At 36.0% G+C, this 20,539-nt stretch carries 22 protein-coding genes; 16 read left to right on the plus strand and 6 right to left on the minus strand.

Features of this window, described 5'->3' with window-relative positions; all coding sequences use genetic code 11:
* Positions 1-20 precede the first annotated feature (20 nt).
* From WH267_RS01940 to WH267_RS01950, 3 genes are all read left to right on the plus strand, one after another.
* Positions 21-1,010 (plus strand): D-alanine--D-alanine ligase, encoded by a 990-nt coding sequence (locus tag WH267_RS01940; protein ID WP_123321426.1) that lies wholly within the window; start codon positions 21-23, stop codon positions 1,008-1,010.
* 88 nt (positions 1,011-1,098) lie between these two features.
* Positions 1,099-1,563 (plus strand): pantetheine-phosphate adenylyltransferase, encoded by a 465-nt coding sequence (gene coaD, locus WH267_RS01945; RefSeq protein ID WP_115971715.1) that lies wholly within the window; start codon positions 1,099-1,101, stop codon positions 1,561-1,563.
* 97 nt (positions 1,564-1,660) lie between these two features.
* Complete coding sequence (locus WH267_RS01950) at positions 1,661-2,293, plus strand: trimeric intracellular cation channel family protein (RefSeq protein WP_340005159.1); 633 nt, start codon at positions 1,661-1,663, stop codon at positions 2,291-2,293.
* A gap of 66 nt (positions 2,294-2,359) precedes the next feature.
* Here the strand turns inward: WH267_RS01950 and WH267_RS01955 are convergent, their stop codons facing one another.
* Both WH267_RS01955 and WH267_RS01960 read right to left on the minus strand, forming a co-directional pair.
* Positions 2,360-2,926, minus strand: coding sequence for a tetratricopeptide repeat protein (locus tag WH267_RS01955; protein ID WP_115971713.1), 567 nt, complete (start codon positions 2,924-2,926; stop codon positions 2,360-2,362).
* 149 nt (positions 2,927-3,075) lie between these two features.
* On the minus strand, positions 3,076-3,573 hold the full coding sequence (locus WH267_RS01960; protein WP_340005161.1) for a dihydrofolate reductase: 498 nt from the start codon (positions 3,571-3,573) through the stop codon (positions 3,076-3,078).
* A 75-nt stretch (positions 3,574-3,648) separates the two neighbouring features.
* Here WH267_RS01960 and WH267_RS01965 point away from each other — a divergent pair, with 75 nt between their 5' ends.
* The 5 genes from WH267_RS01965 to WH267_RS01985 all read left to right on the plus strand — a co-directional run bounded on the left by WH267_RS01965 (position 3,649) and on the right by WH267_RS01985 (position 8,092).
* Positions 3,649-4,254 (plus strand): LemA family protein, encoded by a 606-nt coding sequence (locus tag WH267_RS01965; protein WP_115971711.1) that lies wholly within the window; start codon positions 3,649-3,651, stop codon positions 4,252-4,254.
* A gap of 2 nt (positions 4,255-4,256) precedes the next feature.
* Positions 4,257-4,685, plus strand: coding sequence for a TPM domain-containing protein (locus WH267_RS01970; RefSeq protein WP_228438746.1), 429 nt, complete (start codon positions 4,257-4,259; stop codon positions 4,683-4,685).
* On the plus strand, positions 4,666-5,484 hold the full coding sequence (locus tag WH267_RS01975) for a TPM domain-containing protein (protein WP_340005164.1): 819 nt from the start codon (positions 4,666-4,668) through the stop codon (positions 5,482-5,484). Before WH267_RS01970 ends, WH267_RS01975 begins: the two co-directional genes overlap by 20 nt.
* A gap of 196 nt (positions 5,485-5,680) precedes the next feature.
* The gene (locus WH267_RS01980) at positions 5,681-6,202 is read left to right on the plus strand and encodes an NAD(P)H-dependent oxidoreductase (protein ID WP_115971708.1); all 522 of its coding nucleotides are present in this window, start codon (positions 5,681-5,683) and stop codon (positions 6,200-6,202) included.
* A gap of 3 nt (positions 6,203-6,205) precedes the next feature.
* A complete protein-coding gene (locus WH267_RS01985) occupies positions 6,206-8,092 on the plus strand; it encodes a monovalent cation:proton antiporter-2 (CPA2) family protein (RefSeq protein WP_115971707.1) in 1,887 nt (628 codons plus the stop codon).
* A 2-nt stretch (positions 8,093-8,094) separates the two neighbouring features.
* Here WH267_RS01985 and WH267_RS01990 read toward each other — a convergent pair whose 3' ends face one another.
* Positions 8,095-8,910: a GIN domain-containing protein gene (locus WH267_RS01990; protein WP_340005167.1), complete on the minus strand. Its 816-nt coding sequence runs from the start codon at positions 8,908-8,910 to the stop codon at positions 8,095-8,097.
* Positions 8,911-9,159: 249 nt separating this feature from the next.
* On the opposite strand from WH267_RS01990, the gene WH267_RS01995 reads away from it, so the two are divergent.
* From WH267_RS01995 to WH267_RS02015, 5 genes are all read left to right on the plus strand, one after another.
* A complete protein-coding gene (locus WH267_RS01995; protein ID WP_340005169.1) occupies positions 9,160-11,301 on the plus strand; it encodes a M3 family metallopeptidase in 2,142 nt (713 codons plus the stop codon).
* A 66-nt stretch (positions 11,302-11,367) separates the two neighbouring features.
* Positions 11,368-12,141 (plus strand): hypothetical protein, encoded by a 774-nt coding sequence (locus WH267_RS02000; RefSeq protein ID WP_340005171.1) that lies wholly within the window; start codon positions 11,368-11,370, stop codon positions 12,139-12,141.
* A 166-nt stretch (positions 12,142-12,307) separates the two neighbouring features.
* Positions 12,308-12,574 (plus strand): hypothetical protein, encoded by a 267-nt coding sequence (locus WH267_RS02005; RefSeq protein WP_340005173.1) that lies wholly within the window; start codon positions 12,308-12,310, stop codon positions 12,572-12,574.
* Between the two features lie 242 nt (positions 12,575-12,816).
* Positions 12,817-13,194, plus strand: a complete 378-nt coding sequence (locus tag WH267_RS02010) for a YchJ family protein (protein WP_340005175.1) — start codon at positions 12,817-12,819, stop codon at positions 13,192-13,194.
* Between the two features lie 4 nt (positions 13,195-13,198).
* Positions 13,199-13,792 (plus strand): hypothetical protein, encoded by a 594-nt coding sequence (locus WH267_RS02015; protein WP_340005177.1) that lies wholly within the window; start codon positions 13,199-13,201, stop codon positions 13,790-13,792.
* 191 nt (positions 13,793-13,983) lie between these two features.
* On the opposite strand, the gene WH267_RS02020 is transcribed toward WH267_RS02015, so the two are convergent.
* The 3 genes from WH267_RS02020 to WH267_RS02030 form a co-directional block, all read right to left on the minus strand.
* Positions 13,984-14,484 (minus strand): FKBP-type peptidyl-prolyl cis-trans isomerase, encoded by a 501-nt coding sequence (locus WH267_RS02020; RefSeq protein ID WP_340005179.1) that lies wholly within the window; start codon positions 14,482-14,484, stop codon positions 13,984-13,986.
* A gap of 239 nt (positions 14,485-14,723) precedes the next feature.
* A complete protein-coding gene (locus tag WH267_RS02025) occupies positions 14,724-14,975 on the minus strand; it encodes a VF530 family protein (protein WP_340005181.1) in 252 nt (83 codons plus the stop codon).
* 9 nt (positions 14,976-14,984) lie between these two features.
* Positions 14,985-15,845 carry a hypothetical protein gene (locus WH267_RS02030; protein ID WP_340005183.1) on the minus strand — a complete coding sequence of 287 codons (861 nt, stop codon included), beginning with the start codon at positions 15,843-15,845 and terminating at the stop codon, positions 14,985-14,987.
* A gap of 161 nt (positions 15,846-16,006) precedes the next feature.
* Between WH267_RS02030 and WH267_RS02035 the strand changes: the two genes are divergently transcribed.
* The 3 genes from WH267_RS02035 (at position 16,007) to WH267_RS02045 (ending at position 20,534) form a co-directional block, all read left to right on the plus strand.
* The gene (locus tag WH267_RS02035) at positions 16,007-16,159 is read left to right on the plus strand and encodes a hypothetical protein (RefSeq protein WP_185018967.1); all 153 of its coding nucleotides are present in this window, start codon (positions 16,007-16,009) and stop codon (positions 16,157-16,159) included.
* 130 nt (positions 16,160-16,289) lie between these two features.
* Positions 16,290-17,495, plus strand: a complete 1,206-nt coding sequence (locus tag WH267_RS02040; protein WP_340005185.1) for a metallophosphoesterase family protein — start codon at positions 16,290-16,292, stop codon at positions 17,493-17,495.
* A 3-nt stretch (positions 17,496-17,498) separates the two neighbouring features.
* Entirely contained in the window at positions 17,499-20,534 is a 3,036-nt protein-coding gene (locus tag WH267_RS02045; protein WP_340005187.1) for an SMC family ATPase, read from the plus strand.
* Positions 20,535-20,539 lie beyond the last annotated feature (5 nt).

Consider the following 20,539-nt stretch of genomic DNA (forward strand, 5'->3'; position numbering starts at 1 on the left):
TCAATTGATACTATATGGTTATGAATAAAAAAAGTGTTGCCGTAGTAATGGGAGGCTATTCTGATGAATATGTTGTATCCTTAAAAAGCGGACAATTGATCTATGATTCTTTGGACAGAAATCTATATGATGTATATAAAGTAGTAGTCCTTAAAGATGAATGGTATTTTTTAGGAGAAAATGATAAAAAATATCCAATCAACAGAGGAGATTTTTCTGTTACCTCAGATAATGGAGAAATATTGAAGTTTGATGTATGCTTCAATATCATCCACGGAACACCGGGTGAGAACGGTATTCTTCAAGCATATTGGGATGCCATAGGTCAAAAATACACAGGTTGTGATTTTTACCAGAGCGCCCTTACTTTTAATAAAAAAGATACTCTTGCTGTATTGTCAAAGTACGGAATTCCTTCAGCTAAAAGCATCTATCTAAGAAAAGGAGAAGAGATCAATGTGGATAAAATTGTAGAAGAATTAAGTCTTCCGCTTTTTGTAAAACCTAACCAATCCGGATCTTCACTGGGAATTTCTAAAGTAAAAGACAAATCTGAAGTGATCGCCGCCACAGAAACAGCGTTCAAAGAAGACGACGAAATCCTTATCGAAAGTTTCTTAAACGGAATGGAAGTTTCTGTAGGGGTTATCGATTTTAAAGGTGAAACCATCGTTTTAGGAATTACGGAAATTGTTCCTACTAATGAGTTCTTCGACTATGAAGCCAAATATGAAGGCGCTTCTGAAGAGATTACTCCAGCCAGAATTGATGAAGAAACGACAAAAAGAGTGGAAGAAATTGCTAAAAGAGCATACAATTCTCTTGGTATGAGCGGATTCTCAAGAAGTGAATTTATTTTAATGGACGGCATTCCTTATATGCTTGAAATGAATACCAACCCAGGATTCTCTCCTGCCAGTATTCTTCCTCAACAGGCAAAACATTATGGAATCTCTATTATGGATCTTTGTGGAAATGAAGTTGAAAAGGCTTTAAATAAAAGAAAATAGATAGTAGAAGTTAAAAAGCAAAGGTTAGCGTTTGACTAAAATATAACTCTAACCTTCATTGACAACTCAAAATCATAACTCATACAAAATGAAAATTGCTGTTTTCCCAGGGTCTTTTGACCCTATCACTTTAGGACATTACGATATTATAGAAAGAGCGGCACCGCTATTTGATAAATTAATTATTGCCATCGGGCAGAATTCCCAGAAGAAATATATGTTTCCTCTTGAAAAAAGAAAGGAATTTATTCAGAATTCTGTGGCAGAATTCCCCAATGTGGAAGTAGACTCATTTGAGGGCTTAACTGTAGATTACTGTTTTGAAAAGAATGCTCAATATATCATCAGAGGTCTGAGAAACCCTGCCGATTTTGAATTCGAAAAGGCAATCGCCCATACGAACAGGACATTAGCTCACAAAAAATTAGAAACTGTATTCTTATTAACCTCTTCCGGAAAATCATTCATCAGCAGCAGCATCGTAAGGGAAATCATTACCCACGGCGGCGAATATGAACTGATGGTTCCGGACTCTGTAAGAGTTGAAAAATAAACAAAATTACAACTGATAAGCGATAGATGATAATTGATACAATGGCCAAGAATTTGCATAAGCAGAAAATCACTTATCAACGATTATTTATAATTATATGCACGAACAGTTCAATTTTGCTATAGAAGTACTTGGAACCATTGCGTTTTCCATGTCGGGAAGTTTTGCAGCCATGCAGAAACGACTTGACCCTTTTGGCGTTCTGATTATCGCCTTTGTCACTTCTGTAGGGGGAGGAACTGTAAGAGATCTTCTACTGGATATTCCTGTATTCTGGATGCATGATCTTCTGATGTGTGCCCTGATTATTATTACCAGTGTTATTTCTATGGTATTCAAGTCCCTTGAAAAAAACTTTAAGGTAACTTTATTCATCTTTGACAGCTTTGGATTAGGACTGTTTACCATTATCGGAATTCAGAAAGGGCTCAATGTTGGTATCCATCCTTTAATTTGCATTGGATTAGGAACTATTACTGGCTGTTTTGGCGGAATTATCCGCGATATATTGCTCAACCGGATTCCCCTGATCTTCAGGAAAGAGATCTATGCCACAGCATGTATTGTAGGCGGAGCTGCATTTTTATTAATGACAAAGTATACTCCACTTTCCTATACTTTTATACAGGTCTTTACAATTTTACTGATTGTTGCCATCCGAACCTTTGCTGTAAAATATCATTGGCAAATGCCTAAATTTTATGGCTATGATCAAACTTCAGAAATGTAACTCCTTATTAATAAACATAAAAAAGCACCTGAATCAGGTGCTTTTTGTTTTATCTGTGGTTTCTTATTAGAACTTACCTCTCTGTCTCATGTTAGGATTATGCATATGCTTTTGCATTGTTGGCATTTTCAGCTGATCTTTCATCATTTTGATCTGATCGGTCATCATTCCAGCACTATCCAGCCTTTTAGCTTCTTCTAACAGTTTTTGTCCTTCCTGCTTTCTTCCTTTAGAGATCGCAGATGCTGCAAGATTCAAAGTTGCCATTGCTCTGTCGTGTTTCATATTCAAACCGTATTCCAAAGCTTTTTTCATTAAAGGTTCCACTTTTGTCGGGTGATCCTGAGCTTGCGTCAATCCTAATAAATAATGGAAATATCCATATTGGGTTTTATGAAGCTGAGTCTGGTAATCGGTAATTTTGGTTAACCATTCAGCCGCCTTTTCCATATTTTGCTTTCTCAGCTGCCAGAATGCTAAAAGAATATACTCGTTTTTAAAGAAAAGCGCAATCGGAATTGCCGCCAAAAGAAATACAACAATTCCCCAGCCAAGATTTCTTGTGAAAATCATCATATAAAGACCTAGTAGGATAAGAATTGCTGCTACTGCAATTTTTATGTATTTATTCATTTTTAAATTTTAGAAGTGCAAAGATAATAAATTTAAAGGTTAAAGTTCAAAAAGTCAATGGTGAATGGTCAATCCATTATGCTTGTCAATTTTTACATCTGCTGGCAATTCTCTATTCCCTTTACAAAGCAAAAATTAACTATTGACAATTAAGCTTCTTTATTAATTCTTTCGAATGTCTGAAAACAGAAATCATATCCATTTTTTTCATCTTTTTCATGGCAGATTTCATTTGTTTTTTTCCAGATTTTCTCATCGATTTTCGGGAAAAATGTATCAGCTTCAAGATCAGCTTTTACCAGAGTAACTTCAAGTTTATCCACAATATCTATGGTTTGTTCATAGATATTTCCGCCACCGATGATGAAAACTTCCTCGTCGATCTTTTTAGCAAACTTAATCGCTTCTTTAATACTTCCTACAATAAGAATTCCTTCTTCAAACCAGTCTTTTTTTCTCGAAACAACAATATTGGTACGGTTAGGAAGTGGTTTTCCGATACTCTCATATGTTTTTCTACCCATAATTATAGGATGTTCTGAAGTAATCTCTTTAAAATGTTTTAAATCTTTTGGAAGATGCCAAAGCAACTGGTTTTCAAAACCAATTTCATTCTTCTCTCCCATAGCTACCACTATTGTTGTCATTCAAATATAATTTTCTACAAAATTAGCACATAATTTGTATATTTGATTAGCACAAAAAATTAAAAAAAATAAACTATGAAAAATAAAGGATGTCTGGGCGCCGGAACCATTGGTATCGCCCTCCTTATTATTGTTGCAGTCCTATTCTTCTGGGGAAAAAGCGGGTATAACAGCTTTGTAGCCAAAGAACAGACCGTAAACACAAAATGGTCTAATATAGAGACTGTATACCAGAAAAGAGCGAATCTTATTCCTAATCTGGAAAGAACTGTAAAATCGTATTCAAAATTTGAGCAGGAAACATTAACACAAGTTGTGGAAGCACGTTCTAAAGCAACTTCCATCAATGTAGATCCTACCAATATGACAGAAGCGGATATTGCAAAGTTCCAGGCAGCACAGGGAGAATTATCAGGAGCTTTAAGCCGATTGATGGCTGTAGTGGAATCTTATCCTAACTTAAAAGCAGACCAGCAGTATATTAACTTCCAAAGAGAATATACCGCAATAGAAAACAGTATCAGAACAGAAACAGTTTACTATAACGAAGCTGCTCAGGATTATAACACTTCTATCAAGACTTTCCCGAATAATATTCTGGCGAATTTCACGAACTTTAAAGAAAAACCTTATTTCAAAGCTGAAGCAGGAGCTCAGAAAGCCCCTGAAGTATTCAAATAATAATGAGCAATTTCCTAACAAATCAACAGATCGCTTCCCTTGTGGAAGCGATTCAGTCAGCAGAAGACCATTCTACAGGGGAGATCAGAGTACATATTGACTCTAATACGGAAAACCGTGATGCCAAAACAGCATTTGAAGTTTTCAAGGAACTGTGTATGGATAAAACTACTGATAGGAATGCGGTGCTTTTTCATGTTAATTTTGAACAGAAATACCTCACCATTATCGGAGATGTAGGTATTCATGAAAAAGTAAACCAATCTTATTGGGACCATCTGCATGACTATATCACTACTGAATTTGCCAAGGGAAATTATTATAAGGCATTGAAAAGTGCTATTCTGGAAACAGGCCTTGAACTTAAAAAATATTTTCCTGTAGAAGGAGAAAACCCAAACCAACTTCCAAATGAAATTACATTCTCCTAAAATAGTATTTTCATTTTTACTGATCTGCTTTTACACCTTTGTATCAGCACAATATATCATTCCTCAAAAACCTGCAGTTTTATACCCGGTTTTTGATGAAGCCGGTATTCTTTCCCAACAGGAAAAAGATGAGCTTAACAATAAACTGATCAAATTTGCAGACTCCACTTCCACAGAAATTGAAGTGGTAATCATCAAGTCTACCAAAGGCGAGGATGTCAATTTTTTAGCCACCAAGTTTGGCCAGCAATGGAAGATCGGAAAGAAAGGAGTGGATAACGGGGTTGTTTTCCTGATCGCGACTGAAGATCATACAATGTCTATCCAACAAGGGCGAGCTGTGGAACAATATCTTACGGCTTCTGTTGCAGGACAGATCCTAGATTACATCGTTACTCCCAATTTCAAAAAAGGACTTTGGTATGAAGGTATCAACCGTGGTACCTCAGCTATTATGGAAGCTGTTCAGGGTAAATTTAAACCAGCTCTTACAACGGCACCTTCCGGTGATGGCAGTGCACTTAAGGTCCTTATTATCGCCTTTGTTATTTTTATCATCATTGCTATTCTCTTCGGTAACCGAGGTGGTGGCCGTGGCGGAGGTGGAAATTCCGATGATGATGATGTGATCATCACCCGAAGAGGACGCAGAAATTATCCTGGTGGGTTCTTCCCATTCCCTGGTGGTTTTGGTGGCGGAGGCTTTGGTGGCGGAAGTTCCGGTGGCAGCGGCGGTGGCTTTGGAGGCTTCGGCGGTGGCGGAAGTTTTGGAGGCGGTGGTGCATCCGGAGGATGGTAATCTTACAAGAATTATAATCATTTATAAACAGATCAGGTCTTAAGGACCTGATTTTTTATTTAAAAACTTGAAATAACAGCATTTCTTTGATTTTAATTAACATTAAATTGACTTTCACATATTAAAAAATTAATAAATCATCATAAAACCTGCCTTTTATTCAATATTTTTTACTATATTTACTGAAAACAGGATTATGAAGAAGACGCTGGTAGTATTTGCACACCCTTATCTGGAGCACTCCAATTCGAATGTAGAGCTCATCAATTTCTACGTTCGTCACCAGCATTATACCTTACGTGATCTTTATGAAGAATATCCTGACTTCCATATTGCTGCCTTCAGGGAAAGAAAACGGTTAGCCCACTATGACCGCTTTGTTTTTCAGTTTCCTCTCATTTGGTTCGGAATGCCTCCTCTGTTAAGATTATGGATTGATGAAGTTTTCGATCGTGACTGGTTATTGCCCGGGAAAGAAAATCCTCTTGAAAATAAAGAAGTTTATATCCTGATCACCACTGGCGGAAAGGAAAGATCTTTCAGTAAATCCGGAACCTATCAATATACCATTGATGAACTGATCAGCGGACTGATTGTTTCCTTAAAGGTCTTCAAGGCTGACATTAAACACATCAAGATTGTTTACGAAGCCAACAAGTTGTCTAAAAAAGAAATTATTCTACATAAAAAAGAGTTTACAGAACTGCTCAATCAATAATATATGGAGTCCAGCTTAGCGATGAACACATTACTTTTTCTGGGTGTAGCTATTATCATGGTTCCACTGGCCAGAAAATTGGGATTGAGTTCAGTAATTGGTTATATTTTGGGAGGGATCATCATTGGTCCTTATGTCCTCAGGCTTACCGGAAATAATGTCAATGACATTATGCATGCCAGTGAGTTTGGAGTTATTATGCTTTTATTTATCGTTGGTCTGGAGTTGGAACCGCGAAAGTTCTGGGAAATGAGGAAGAAAATCATGGGCCTTGGGCTCACTCAGATGCTTCTGACCATTTTATTATTATTTCTTGTATTCATTAGTGTAGGCTGGAGAATAGATAAAGCTATTGCAGTTGCAATGTGTTTTGCGTTGTCTTCTACAGCTATTGTATTACAGACATTACAGGAAAAGAATAATTTTAAAACAACGGCTGGTGAAGCTTCATTCTCTACCCTTTTATTTCAGGATATTTCGGTCATTCCCATTTTGGCTATACTTCCGATTATTGCCAATTATAAAGCAAAACATCATGATAATGAGATCCAGATCCTGATACAGAAACTTCCGGAATGGCTTCAGGCCAGTACAGTCATTTTCGGGGTTGCATTATTGATCTTATTGGGACGATATGTATTCGTACCCTTTTTACGTTATGTTTCAAAATCCGGGATGGCAGAGCTATTGACAGCCTCTTCCCTATTCCTTGTTATCGGGGTATCTGAACTGATGATTGTGATCGGGCTTTCACCTGCATTAGGAGCCTTTCTTGCCGGAGTCATGTTGGCCAACAGCGAATTTCGACATGAACTTGAAGCACAGATCAATCCTTTTAAAGGGCTATTGTTGGCCGTATTTTTTGTTAGTGTAGGATCAACGATCAATTTTAATATCATTCAAAAAGATCCGTTATTTATTTTCAGTACTGTATTTGCCGTATTGGCAGTGAAGTTTTTGGTATTGTATACAATTGGAAAGTTTTACAGAATAGATACTCCACAAAGTCTTTTTTATGCCTTCGCACTTTCGCAGGTGGGGGAATTTGCTTTTGTACTGATTAATTATGCCTCGGATCTTTATCTTCTGGGCCCGGAACTGAATGCTCAACTAATGGCTGTCACAGCGATTACCATGTGCATCACTCCTATTCTCCTGATCATCAATGATAAATTTATTACACCCAAGTTTATTAAGGAAATTCCCGAAGAAGAACATGACTTCAATATTCTGGATAGTGATGTGATTCAGAAAAAGATTATTATTGTAGGGTTTGGCCATTTTGGAAGTACTGTGGGACGCCTTTTAAAAGCTAATAAAATATCTGCAACTGTTCTGGATAGAGATTCAGACCGTGTAAAACTTCTGAGAAGCTATGGCTTTAAAGTATATTATGGTGATGCCACAAGAATTCCCATTTTAAGGGCGGCAGGTATTGAAGATGCTGAAATTCTGGTATTATGTCTGGATGATGCAGATGACAATATGTTCATTGCTGAACTTGTTCGTGAGCATTATCCCACAGTAAAAATATTTGTAAGAGCAAAAAACAGAATTGATGCTTATGAATATCTGAATAATGGAGTGAATCACATTTACCGGGAAACTTTGGGAACAGCTGTGGATATGGCCGTTGATGTACTCCATGAAACCGGAATGAGAAAATATGCAGCCAGACGTCTTGGGCAGCGTTTTATGGCTATTGACAAAGCCTCGATCAGAAAGCTGGCAAAGGCAAAAGGAGACGATGATATTGCCTTATTCAGCACAAAAGAAATCCTCCAGCGTGAGGAGGAATTGTTAGCTTATGATAATCTTAATTTTGACACTAAAAACTGGGAAGGCTCCTCATCCGCTGAGGAAGAAGATGAGGAAGAGTCCCAGGATTAATTTTATTCGATGTTTACACTTCCGCCACTGCTTTCATTCTTAGTAACGTTTTTAAGATCTCCTTTTCTCGCAACATTCACACTTCCGCCTGAAGAGGCTTCTGCCTTCACAGAAGAGACTGCACTGATCTGAATGCTGGCTCCACTGGATGCATCGGCTTCTACATTATCTGCAATAACGCCTTTGGCCGAAATACTGCTGCCGGAAGAAGAACTGATATCTGCATTCTTTGTTTTCCCTGAAATATCGATGCTTGATCCCGATGAAGATTCTATATCAAGATTTACTGCCCAGATTTTCCCACTGAAATTACTGCTGCTGTCTGCATTAATATTGAAGTCATTGGCCTCCAGATTTCCGGAAATACTTCCTGCACTGGATATTTCAACACTGGTTTTCTCCTGAGTGAACTTATCTTTTACATTAATACTTGCAGCTGATTCTGCAGTGAGTTTTGTAAAGTCCTTTGTATAAATTTTTGCGGTAACTTTATTGATATTCATCACTCTGATTCCTGACTTATAGTGAATGTGCAGTTTTCCACCACTATTTTCTACCAGAATTTCATCAATAATACTTTGAGGTGCTGAAATGATAACCTTTTCTGTATCGGATTTTATAATCTCGGCATCTATAGCCTGAGAAACCTGGATCTCATCAAAATCCCCATTGAATTCTCTCTGCTGAATAGGCCCTGTTTCTTTATTGATTACTTTCTCAACCCAGCCGTTATTTTCTTTGTTTTTTTTCTCATGTCTTTCATTACATGAGACTAATACCACTAAGACTGAAAAAATAAAAAGAGTTCTTTTTTTCATGTTTATTCCTTTTTTTGATTATTTTTTTGATATATAATTTAATAACAACTAAATTATGAAAAATATTACATCTTCATTCAAGATCATTTTAGTAACTGTAATTCAATAATCAGATTTCTTAGGGGATAACAGTCTTTAATCATGTTGATATAAAAATATTCAAATTCTTACTGTATTAAATACATCCCTCAATATATCTGCTGTAAAGCAAGTTTTTAATATCTTTATGCTTTAATAACAACTATATTTATGAAGAATATTTCATCGGTATTATTAATTTCTGCCTTGGCGTTCAATCAATCTTGTACTACAATGAAACAGACCGATACACAACAGGAACTTCCAGCTCCTGATCCATCTTTATCTTCAAACCCTTTTATGAAGAAGAGTAAGCTTCAGTATGAAGCTCCAGAGTTTGACAAAATTAAAAACGAACATTTCAAACCGGCTTTTGAGTTTGGATTAAAGCAACATTCAGCCGAAATTGAAAAGATTGCCAACAATCCTGCAGCTCCAACGTTTGAAAACACCATCGTTGCATTGGAAAAAAGTGGCGAGGTATTAAGAAGAGCACAAATTGTATTTTCTAACCTGACAAGTGCGAATACAAACCCTACTTTACAGGCTTTGGATGAAGAATATGCTCCAATTTTTGCAGCCCATTCTGATAAAATGTACCTTAATGAAAATCTTTACAAAAGAATCAAATCTATCAAAGAAGATGGCCTAGATCCTGAAAGCAAGAGATTAGTTCAATATTATAAGCAAAACTTTGAGATTGCTGGTGCAAACCTTTCTGCTGCTGACAAAGAAAAACTAAAGCAGATCAACCAGGAACTGGCTTCTCTTTCTACTCAATATGCCAATAAATTATTGGAAGCGAGAAAACAAGGTGGCGTATTCTTTTCTGATGCAAAAGAACTTGACGGACTTTCGGCTGATGAAATTGCAGCAGCAGCAACCGATGCTAAAACAGCAGGACAACCGGGTAAATACCTTCTTGCTTTACAAAATACAACCCAGCAGCCTCTTTTGCAGAATCTGAAAAACAGAACCAGCAGAGAAAAGCTATTCAAAGCTTCATGGACTAGAGCTGAGAAAGGAGATGCTAACGATACAAGAGAAACTATTGAAAAGCTGGCTAAAATCAGACTGAAGAAAGCTCAGATTCTTGGTAAAAAGAATTTCGCAGAATGGAAACTTCAGGATCAGATGGCGAAAAACCCTGAAGCAGCTACTAAGCTAATGAATCAGGTAGCTACACCCGCTGTAGAAACAGCAAGACGTGAAGCTAAAGATATTCAGGATCTTATTGATCAGCAAAAAGGCGGTTTCAAAGTAGAGCCATGGGACTGGAATTTCTATGCCGAGCAGGTAAGAAAGGCAAAATTTGATCTTGATGAGAGTGAAATAAAGCCCTATTTTGAAATTACAACCGTTTTAGAAAAAGGAGTATTCTTCGCAGCTGAAAAATTCTACGGACTGACATTCAAAAAGAGAACTGACCTTCCGGTGTATCACCCTGATGTAGTAACATATGAAGTTTTTGATCATGACGGAAAATCTATTGCCATTTATTATCTGGATTTCTATACAAGAGATTCTAAAAATGGAGGCGCATGGATGAGCAACTTCGTAGAACAGTCTTATCTTATGGGAACAAAACCTGTGATCGTAAACTGCTACAACTATCAGAAACCTGCTCCCGGAAAACCTTCATTGATCAGCTTTGATGATGTTTCAACAATCTTCCATGAGTTTGGACACTCTATTCACGGGATGTTTGCAAGCCAGAAATACCCATCTCTTTCAGGAACGAATGTACCTAGAGATTTCGTAGAATTCCCTTCTCAAATCAACGAGCACTGGGCATTGGATCCGATGGTTATCAAGAACTACGCAGTTCATTATGAAACAAAGCAGCCTATTCCTCAAACTTTAGTAGACAAAATTAAAAAAGCGGCGACTTTCAATCAGGGATACATGACTACAGAATTGATTTCTGCAGCAGCTTTGGATATGGATTGGCACTCTGTAACCAACGAAAGTCAATTGATCCCTGTTCTGGATTTTGAAAAGCAATCTTTAACCAACCACGGATTCACTTTAGCAACAGTTCCTCCAAGATACCACACACCTTATTTTGCTCACATCTGGGGCGGCGGATATTCAGCAGGATATTATGCTTATCTGTGGTCTGAAACATTGGATAACGATGCTTGGGAATGGATCAGCAACAATGGTGGATTAACCAGAGAAAACGGAGACCGTTTCAGAAAATATATTCTTTCTGTAGGAAATTCTGTAGACCTTAATCAGGCATTCAGAGATTTCACAGGACACGATCCGGATATCAAACCTTTATTAAGAAACAGAGGGTTTATTAAATAACATTTTATGATATTCAATACAGGTATAAAAGTATTGTCCTCATTAATTATTCTGACTTGCTTCTCAATGAAAAACAAAAGATTTGAAGGCAGGTCAGAATCTTTTTTTCAAAAACGTTCAGATACAGTTACTGATAAAGAATTGGCTGAATTCATCAGAGAAGAAAGAAAATTTTGGGATTCAGCGTGTACAGCTGAAACAATAAGAGCTGAATCTGATATTAAGAAGAACAAACTTGTTTATTTTCATTATTTCGGAATGGTAGATCATTACAGAAGCAATCTGGAGATGAATGAACTACTGAAGAAATATAATATTGAGGTGGATTCTGCCCTTACATATTGTACGGTTCCTTCGGAGCTACAAAATTGCTACGGACAAATCATGGACAATGAAATTAAAAAAAGGTTTGGGGAAAAGTTTACAGACTCTTTGAGACAGGTGGCGGAAATACACTATGTAAGAAAAAATCCGGATATTATTTATCCCTTTGAAGAATGTGACTTCAACTCGAGGTATCCAGGCGATAAGAATTACAGCGATTTTTTTAAAAATAGTAAAAAGGATTTCTGGAACAATGTAGAATATCCCTCAGATTTTGAATTTCGTAAAAACAAGGATCTGTACTCCCATATGTCTGCTAATTTTATTTTATACAAAACAGGTAAGATTTCAGATATTAAAACTGACATCAGCTTTAAAAACAAAAAAAATTATAAATACTCATCCTATTTCCTAAATCAACTAAAAGAATTCGTTCAGAATACAAAATGGGTTCCTGCAAAAAAAATGGGAATTCCTGTAAACAGTGAAATGGAAATGACAGTACACTTTAAGTAACTATGAAAAAAATTATTCTAAGCACATTATTACTAACTTTTGGCTCTGCCTATGCCCAAAAAGCAAAAGTAAAACCTCAAGCTAAAAAATAGACAAACAGCTTGTAGGTTTATGGAAAGGTGGTGAAAAAGACAAGCAGATTGTTGGTGTAGAAAAACTTTGGGTAATGGATAGAAAAGAAGATGGAACATTTGTTCTTATTTTTACTACTGTTCAGGATTGTGAAGTCAATCAACACATTGAGAAGGGGCAATGGTGGATCGAGAATGGTGAATTCCATGAGCTTCATTTTATTTCCGGTCAAACAGACACCTATACTTACAAGATACTGGATCCGGATCATGTAAAATTTAGTTCAAAGCAACAAAGTATGACAATGGCAGCTGATACTTATAGCTTTGTAGATACAAAAATTGACGAAGATAATCAGTAAAAATATTGTGAAAAGCATTCTTTTAAGAGTGCTTCTTTTTTGCTTGAAACTTATGATTATTTCTGCAGATTGAACAGATAATGCAGATCTATATAAAAAATTATAAAAGAGATCATAAGTTTTGGCTAAAGCCAATGGATAGGTTGATTATTTAGAAAATTTTCATCCTTTAATTATGTTCAGAATTACACTGTGTTATTGATATTCCTTATTTTTGCAGCGTAAAATTTTAAATAAAAAAGATGAATTGTCCCTGCTGTTCAGGAAAATCTTATGAAGAGTGCTGCAAGCCTTATCATACCGGCGAAAAACACGCTCCCACTGCGGAAGCATTAATGCGTTCTCGATTTTCTGCCTTCGCTATTCCCAACGGTGAATACCTCATGGAAACCACCCTTCCGGGAAAACGAAAATATCATAACAAAAAGGATCTACAGGAATGGGGAGAGATTAATGAATGGACAAAACTGGAAATTATCCAGACACCAACTTTAACCCATGTAGAATTTAAGGCTTATTATACAGATCAGGATGGCCATCCGCAAATCCATCATGAGTTTTCTGCTTTTCAGAAAATGCATGAACGCTGGTATTATGTTTCAGGTGAATTTTTAGATTAATAATATGAAGAAGAATTTTATATATACATTGCTCTTTTTATTTTGCAGCTTTGGTGTTTTCAACGCACAAACAGCTGAAGATAAAAAGGAGATTTCCATAGCTGTAACCGATATCTTAAAAGGTTTCCAAACCAAAGATGGTGATCTTATGAATAAATATGTGAATGAAACCTATGGCGTAGGCATTCTTTTTAAGAGTGGCGGAGATCTTGGATTTGTTTTAAACGAAGATGTTAATTTCGGTATGCCATTAGGATACATTCAAAAGGCATGGAATATCAGAAATAAGTTTCCAATACAATTTGACCAGAATTATGGATATGATTTAAAAAATAAGAAATGGATAAAAGAGGGATTATTTGTTCAGTTTAATTCTAATGCAGTTAATGATTATGCTGATAAATTTCTAGAACAGTATTCTGTAAAGGATCAGACTATTTTTAAGATTAATTCCAATCCTGTGAATGTAGTTTCGGTAGCACTTGCTGAAAACAGCAAGGAAAAAGCTCCTATTAACGGATTTAGTTTTGTCATGACCAAAATTGAAGGAAAATGGTTCCTTACTTTTATTGATGCGACAGAGTATGATGCTGAGTAAGAGAGGAAAAAACCACCCCGTCAAATCTTTGATATGAAACCCCTCCATTGGAAGGGAATGCCAAGCATTATACTCATCTTACTATATAAAACAAAACAACCAGCAGAGAATTCTACTGGTTATTTTTATATTGTCTTACAATCTATTTGTAGTACAAAAAAATGTCCGAAGTATCGGACATTTATATTTTTTTAGTGAGCGTCAGTTCCGTCAATTCCGTGAGCGTGACCGTGTGACAATTCCTCTTCTGTCGCAGGACGGGTATTTAAAATTTCCACCTGGAAATCTAAAACTTTCCCAGCCATTGGGTGGTTAAGGTCTGCTACTACAGCTTCCGGAGTTACTTCTACTACAAAAGCCTGGAAATTATTCCCCTGATTGTCTGATAAAGGTAAAATTGCTCCAACTGGAGGAGTTCCTGATTCCTGGAACATATCAAGCGGCAATTGAGCAATAGCATCAGGCTGTCTTTCACCATAAGCTTCTTCAGGCTGAATTACAAAAGCAGCTTTATCACCAGCTTTTAAACCAAGGATATTTTCTTCAAATTTTGGAATCATCATTCCTACACCATACAAAAATGTAAGTGGATTTTCTGCTGTTGTTTCTTCTGCAAGAACTTTACTTCCATCTGCTTCAATGGTATGAAGGATATACTTTACAGCTACAACGTGATTGTTTTCAATTGTCATATTTTTCTTTTTTTGTCGTGATTTTTTTTCACGATTAACAATAGTACAAATATACTCTTTTTGAAATAATTTAATAAGTTGGAAGCTGGGAGCTCGAAGAAGGAAGTTATGAAAGGCATAAAGAACAACCATATCTCTTTCTTACTTTTTAAAAACATTATTATTAATTTCAAAATAACTGTCTGAATTAATATAGGACTAACAGTAGCTCCCTGCTTCATTCTTCCAGCTTCCAGCCTTTATTTTTTATTTTTGACTTCGTCTCTTTTCTTCTGTCTTAAAACATACAAATATAAACTTTCAACTTTCGCCCTTGCCCAATCTGTTTTTCGTAAAAACTTCAACGATGAATTGATACTTGGGTTATCTGTAAAACACTTTATATTGATCTGCTCGCCCAGTTTCTCAAATCCTTCGTAGTATTCTACCAATTCTTCAAGGATGGCATCGAGTCTTTTTCCGTGTAGAGGATCTTTGGACTGTTGTTCCATGATTAATCTTTATTTATTTGAATCTTGCGTATTCTTATTTTCTGCTTTCTTATTTTTCTCCAATTGATAATTTGCTATCTTCTTAAAGTTTTCCGTTTTCATTATAAATGCCCTGTTAGATTTATTGTTCCATATACTAGCATATTTTTTAGAAATCGTAGTATATGTTTCCCATCCTGTAAATTCTTGATATAACATGAGTGTACAAATATCAGTTGGTGTAATTTGCTGCCAATTATCCAAAACATGAGAATGTACTCCACTTGCATCTGCTCCTTTACCACTATCACCAATATTATGTACAATTATTCCCTTATGTAATTTCTCAACATTTTCTACCTCATTTTTATTATTAAAAGTCAATAGATAGTCATTTCCAAAAATTACTACATTATTTACAGATGCTCCGCTTAAAACGTATACCTTTTTAGAGTTCTTCTTAATGATAGGCACCAAATTAAAGTTTGTATTATCATATCGATTAAAAATAGTATCATTGCTTATCCTAGTAAGAGCCTTCTGTCTGATTGTAAAATAATCCATCTCAACATGAGTGAAATCTCTTTCTGACAAATCTACTTTTGCATTTGCAGGATTATAATTAGTAGGAAAAGAAATTGTGGCAACCACTTTGTTCTGTTTGGAGAAGAAAATACACTTAGGAACATCATCTAAATATGAAAAGTATCCTCCTATATTTTCCATATTTTTATAATTTTCTTTTAGTACATCTGTTCCGTACCAGCTTGCCATTTCACTACGATACAACGCAATACCTTCTTCGGTTACTTCCTTTGATAATTTTTCAAGATCCTGAGCATTAATACAAACACTAAACAACACAAGTAAAAATGTTAAAAAAAATTTCATGAATATTAATTTTCATCAAAAATACTAATAAAATATCTCTATCTTAAAAAGATTGTTCTGGTTGTAAATTGAATGATCAATATATTTTCAATCTTGCGTTTTTGTTTCTTATTTTTGATGAAGCAATTTTTACCCATAAAAATTATTCGTTACCAACCCATATGAGCAAAAACAACGACGCCAACAGGAAAAAAAATAAAAAGCAAATTGATCAGAAAAAGCGTAAAATACAAAATGCAGAAGCAGAAAGGAAAGCTCGTTTAAAACAGATTCAGGCAGATTTCAAAGCAAAAGAAAACGATAATAAACTATAAAACCCGTTCATTATCAAGCCCATTAATGTTCTGATTAAATATACTTCTTGATAAATTGAGGTAAACCATATTTTTAAAAATACAGCTTCATTTATCTTTGAGTATTTCCTTTAAACTAGATAAACTTTTTATGAAAATTCTACACACCGCCGACTGGCATTTAGGTAAACGACTGGACCGTTTTTCCCGATTGGAAGAGCAGGCTTCAGTAATGGAAGAGATCATCGAGATCGCTGATGAAGAACGGGTAGACCTCATCCTTGTTGCCGGTGATCTTTTTGATAATTTTAATCCTGCTGTAGAAGCCGTTGAACTTTTTTATAAAACACTGAAGCGTTTATCACAAAACGGAAAACGCCCTGTAATTGCCATTGCCGGAAATCATGACTCCCCTAACCTCATCAATGCTCCGGATCCGCTGGCCAGAGAATGCGGAATTATTTTAATAGGCCACCCCAAAGCGGAAATTGCTCCATTCGGAACTGAACATTTCAACATTCTCAACTCAAAAGAAGGTTTTATAGAAATGAAGATCAACAGTCTTGATTTTCCCGTAAGGCTATTGCATACTCCTTATGCCAATGAAATCCGTTTGAAGGAATATTTGGGAGAAAATAAGGAGGAAGAGATCAATAATGTACTTTCCAGAACGTGGAAAGAGCTTGCCGATCAATTTTGTGATGAAAATGGGATCAACCTATTGACTGCTCATCTGTATATGAATAAAAGAGGGAGTGAAATTTTGGAAGAACCTGAAGGAGAGAAACCCATCAAAATCGGGAACGCTGATCTTATCTATTCGGATAGTATTCCGGCACAGATTCAATATACGGCTTTAGGCCACCTGCATGGCTTTCAGAATATCGGAACGAAAGAGAAGCCTGTAATCTATTCATCTTCTCCTTTATGCTACAGCTTTAGTGAGGCGGGACAAACCAAATATGTTTCGATTCTTGATGCAGAACCGGGAAAACCTGTTTCTTATGAAAAAAAGGTACTGAAAAGCGGGAGAAATTTAGTGAGAAAAACCTTTACATCTGTTGATGAAACGGTTCAGTGGCTACAGGAAAATCCAAATACGTTTATCGAACTGACCTTAGAAAGCGAAACCTTTTTAACCGCAGATGAACGCAGATTAATCTATCAATCACACAATGGAATTGTGTATCTGATTCCTAAGGTTAAAAACAGAGAAACTGGTGAAGAAACAAGCCAGGAAATTAATTTAAATCAAGATATAGACATCTTATTCAAAGATTATTTTAAATCAAAAAACGGTGGCCAGGAAGCCAATGAAGAACTTATGAAATTGTTTAACGAAATTTTAAATTCCTAAGCTATGATTCCTATTCGATTAACCGTTGAAGGACTGTATTCTTACCAGGAACGCCAGACTATTGATTTCAAAAATCTTACGGAAGCAGGATTATTCGGTATTTTCGGGGCTGTGGGTTCCGGAAAGTCATCCATACTTGAGGCTATTTCGTTTGCTTTATATGGCGAAACGGAACGTCTGAATATGCGTGACAGAAGAGCATATAATATGATGAATTTAAAATCAAGCAGTTCTTATATTGAGTTTGATTTTATTAATTATGAAAATAAACTTTTCCGTGCAACCAGGGATTTCAGACGAAATTCTAAAAAGTTTGATGATGTAAAACCTAATTCTGTAGCATTCTATGAAAATATTGATGGGAAGTGGATTCCTTTTGAGCATTCCAATGCAGAAACAATCATTGGTTTAAGTTATTCCAATTTTAAAAGAACCATTATTATTCCTCAGGGACAGTTCAAAGAGTTTCTTGAATTGGGTGCCGCAGACAGAACCAATATGATGAAGGAAATTTTCAGCCTTCAGCAATATGATCTGCAGAATAATGTTTCGGTTTTGAATACTAAAAACAGGTCAGAGCTTGACCAACTTGAAGGACAATTGAAAGGTTTTGAAGAGATCAGTGAAGAAAAAATTCAACAGCAGAAAGATCTTTTAGGAGCAGAACAGAAAAAACTGGTTCAGGCTAATGAAACATTTGAAAAAATTTCCCAGACTTATCAACAGCTCAAAAATTTAAAATCTGATTTTGAAAGTCTAAAACAAAACAAAGAAAACTTCAACAGACTTTCTGAACAGAAACCTCAGATGGATGCACTGGAAGCTCAAACGGAGTTGTATGACCGGACATTCAGAGTTTTCAATCCATTGATTTCTGAAAAAAACAGGCTTTCCAAAGGAATTGCTGAGAAAAGAAGTGAAAAAGAAGGTCAGATCAAAACTTTACAGGAAACAGAAGTTACTTTTAATGCTGTAAAGGAACAACTCGCTGCATTGGAAACAAAGTTCAAGGCTTTAGAACAGTCCAGAATCCAGGAAAATGATCTGAATCTTATTGTTCAGATTCTAAAGTTTTATAAAGAGATCGAAACGCTTAATGAGAGAACTCGCAAAGGTTCAGAAAAAGTAGCTGAAGTAGAGATTCAAAGAGATACTATTCAGAAAAAGATTATTGAACTTTCTAAAAATATTGATGCTTTAAAAGGGCAAAAGCTTGATACATCCTTACTTTCCAGTGTTGGAAACTGGTTTATTCAACAGAAAAATTTCAAAAAAACACAACAGGAACAGATTGAGAAGATTGAAAAACATCAGAAGCAAGTTGAACTGATTTCTGAGGAATTAAAACCTTTTGCTCTCGAAGAAAATTTCAAAACGGCTTTTACTCATAAGAAAGAAGCCCTGGAAATCCAAAAAAAGGAACTTTCTCTAAAACTGGATCATCTGAAGATTCAAAAAGAACTTTCCCGCTTTGCCAGTGAACTTCATGATGGAGAATCCTGCCCGCTTTGTGGTTCACCGGAACATCCACATATTGTAGAATTTCATGATGTAAATACTGAATTACAGGATATTCAGAAAAAAACTGAGACTACTGAACAGGAAGTTCACCAACTTCAACAGCAGGAAACTGCCATTGAAAAAATTCTGGATCGGAAAAAAATATTTGAAGAACAACTCATTGCTGAACAGAAAGTTCTTCAACAGATCCAAAAGGATATGGAAATCCATCTTCAGCTGTTTACCTGGAAACAGTTCAGCTCCGACCATGAGGATGATTTTGAAAAAAAACGATCAGATTCTTTCGCTCTGGAAAAGAAGATTGAAGAAACAGATAAAGTGATCAGGCTGGAACGTGAAACCCTGGAAAAGGAAATCAAGGTTCTTGAAAAATATAAAAATGCTTTAGAAACCTTTAAACTGGAAGAGGCTACCAAGCAAAAAGAAATCAATATCAGCCGTTCCAACCTTAAAATTCTGGAATGGGATCGTTATGAACAAAAGACTGTAGCAGAAATTGAAGAGGCTTATATGAAATTAGCACAATCTAATACAGAAACGGAACAACACTACCAAAAAGCTTCTCAGCAGGAAAAAGATCTTGCCCCTAAACTTGCGGAACAGAAAGCAATTGTCAGTCAAACTGAAAAGCAGATTACAGCGTTTGAAAAAGATATTGCAGAAAATCAGCACGCTATTGATAAGGCTTTAAATGAGCATAATTTCACAGCATTTAATGAGGTTGAAAATATTCTGAAGCAGGAAATCAATATCCAGGAGGCAAGAGCTAAAATCCAGCAGTTCAAAATTGATTTTGAAACCCTGAAGAAAATAATCGAAGCCCTGGAATTGAAATTGAAAGGACTTTCTTTTGATGACGAACAGTTTTCATTGGCTGAAAAACAGTTTGGTGAGACTCAGACAGAATTGAAACAGATCAATGATACTGTGGTGACTATGATTGCCGAAAAAGACAGATTAGAAAAAGAGTTTCAGAAAAAAGAAGAACTCCTGAAAGAACTCACAACACTTCAAAAACGTTCTGAAAACCTGAAACTGATGATGAATCTGTTCAAAGGTGCCGGTTTTGTACAGTATGTTTCCTCAATTTATCTGAGACAGCTATGTGACCATGCCAATACCCGCTTTCACAGGATGACAAGAAATCAACTGAGCCTGCAGCTTAATGAAAACAATGATTTTGAAATCATAGATTACCTCAACGAAGGTAGGAGCAGAAGTGTAAAAACACTTTCCGGGGGACAAGCGTTTCAGGTATCTTTAAGTCTGGCACTGGCACTGGCAGAAAGTGTACAGTCCAATGCTCAGGCTGATAAAAATTTCTTCTTTATTGATGAAGGTTTCGGAACTCAGGATACCGAGTCGGTAAATATTGTATTTGAAACCCTTACCAATCTGATGAAGGAGAATAGAATTGTAGGAATTATTTCTCACGTGGAAGAGCTTAAAGAAAAGATTCCTACGGCTCTGAATATTATCAAAGACGAGGAAAGAGGAAGCCTTATTGAGATTATATAATTAAA

The sequence above is a fragment of the Chryseobacterium sp. MYb328 genome, from assembly GCF_037572595.1.
GTDB lineage: Bacteria > Bacteroidota > Bacteroidia > Flavobacteriales > Weeksellaceae > Chryseobacterium > Chryseobacterium pennae.

What these genes read in the sequence shown, in the direction of transcription:
- WH267_RS01940 (WP_123321426.1), top strand. Translation starts at nt 21, where the DNA reads ATGAATAAAAAAAGTGTTGCCGTAGTAATGGGAGGCTATTCTGATGAA.
- coaD (WP_115971715.1), top strand. Translation starts at nt 1,099, where the DNA reads ATGAAAATTGCTGTTTTCCCAGGGTCTTTTGACCCTATCACTTTAGGA.
- WH267_RS01950 (WP_340005159.1), top strand. Translation starts at nt 1,661, where the DNA reads ATGCACGAACAGTTCAATTTTGCTATAGAAGTACTTGGAACCATTGCG.
- WH267_RS01955 (WP_115971713.1), bottom strand. Translation starts at nt 2,926, where the DNA reads ATGAATAAATACATAAAAATTGCAGTAGCAGCAATTCTTATCCTACTA.
- WH267_RS01960 (WP_340005161.1), bottom strand. Translation starts at nt 3,573, where the DNA reads ATGACAACAATAGTGGTAGCTATGGGAGAGAAGAATGAAATTGGTTTT.
- WH267_RS01965 (WP_115971711.1), top strand. Translation starts at nt 3,649, where the DNA reads ATGAAAAATAAAGGATGTCTGGGCGCCGGAACCATTGGTATCGCCCTC.
- WH267_RS01970 (WP_228438746.1), top strand. Translation starts at nt 4,257, where the DNA reads ATGAGCAATTTCCTAACAAATCAACAGATCGCTTCCCTTGTGGAAGCG.
- WH267_RS01975 (WP_340005164.1), top strand. Translation starts at nt 4,666, where the DNA reads ATGAAATTACATTCTCCTAAAATAGTATTTTCATTTTTACTGATCTGC.
- WH267_RS01980 (WP_115971708.1), top strand. Translation starts at nt 5,681, where the DNA reads ATGAAGAAGACGCTGGTAGTATTTGCACACCCTTATCTGGAGCACTCC.
- WH267_RS01985 (WP_115971707.1), top strand. Translation starts at nt 6,206, where the DNA reads ATGGAGTCCAGCTTAGCGATGAACACATTACTTTTTCTGGGTGTAGCT.
- WH267_RS01990 (WP_340005167.1), bottom strand. Translation starts at nt 8,910, where the DNA reads ATGAAAAAAAGAACTCTTTTTATTTTTTCAGTCTTAGTGGTATTAGTC.
- WH267_RS01995 (WP_340005169.1), top strand. Translation starts at nt 9,160, where the DNA reads ATGAAGAATATTTCATCGGTATTATTAATTTCTGCCTTGGCGTTCAAT.
- WH267_RS02000 (WP_340005171.1), top strand. Translation starts at nt 11,368, where the DNA reads ATGAAAAACAAAAGATTTGAAGGCAGGTCAGAATCTTTTTTTCAAAAA.
- WH267_RS02005 (WP_340005173.1), top strand. Translation starts at nt 12,308, where the DNA reads ATGGATAGAAAAGAAGATGGAACATTTGTTCTTATTTTTACTACTGTT.
- WH267_RS02010 (WP_340005175.1), top strand. Translation starts at nt 12,817, where the DNA reads ATGAATTGTCCCTGCTGTTCAGGAAAATCTTATGAAGAGTGCTGCAAG.
- WH267_RS02015 (WP_340005177.1), top strand. Translation starts at nt 13,199, where the DNA reads ATGAAGAAGAATTTTATATATACATTGCTCTTTTTATTTTGCAGCTTT.
- WH267_RS02020 (WP_340005179.1), bottom strand. Translation starts at nt 14,484, where the DNA reads ATGACAATTGAAAACAATCACGTTGTAGCTGTAAAGTATATCCTTCAT.
- WH267_RS02025 (WP_340005181.1), bottom strand. Translation starts at nt 14,975, where the DNA reads ATGGAACAACAGTCCAAAGATCCTCTACACGGAAAAAGACTCGATGCC.
- WH267_RS02030 (WP_340005183.1), bottom strand. Translation starts at nt 15,845, where the DNA reads ATGAAATTTTTTTTAACATTTTTACTTGTGTTGTTTAGTGTTTGTATT.
- WH267_RS02035 (WP_185018967.1), top strand. Translation starts at nt 16,007, where the DNA reads ATGAGCAAAAACAACGACGCCAACAGGAAAAAAAATAAAAAGCAAATT.
- WH267_RS02040 (WP_340005185.1), top strand. Translation starts at nt 16,290, where the DNA reads ATGAAAATTCTACACACCGCCGACTGGCATTTAGGTAAACGACTGGAC.
- WH267_RS02045 (WP_340005187.1), top strand. Translation starts at nt 17,499, where the DNA reads ATGATTCCTATTCGATTAACCGTTGAAGGACTGTATTCTTACCAGGAA.